The 285-nt window shown below is 45.6% G+C and carries 1 pseudogene; it reads left to right on the forward strand.

The features are described from left to right. Window positions 1-207, forward strand: a pseudogene (locus HMPREF3066_RS13600) (type VI immunity family protein); the annotation flags it as partial. Between the last annotated feature and the right edge of the window lie 78 nt (window positions 208-285).

Below are 285 nucleotides of genomic sequence, written 5' to 3' on the forward strand. Positions count from 1 at the left end.
GAAGCACCTTATGCCGGGATGTGGATACCCGACAATCTGGAGAATGCAATAGAACGGCATTTCGAAAAGGGAGAAATCTTTCCTGATGATGGTGAATACCTTCAGCCCCTACAAAATGGTACGACCGCAATTTGGAAAACCGATGCGGTCTGGCGGCTACTCAAACGAGACGATGGAGGCAGTGTGCTGCAGACTTCAGAGTTTTGATTATTTAGGTATCAAACGTAAGTCAAGTTGAAAACCCAACTTTAATAAAGGTCGTCTGAAAAACTGAACTGCCCCCCA

This window comes from Neisseria sp. HMSC03D10 (genome assembly GCF_001807625.1).
Classification (GTDB): domain Bacteria; phylum Pseudomonadota; class Gammaproteobacteria; order Burkholderiales; family Neisseriaceae; genus Neisseria; species Neisseria mucosa.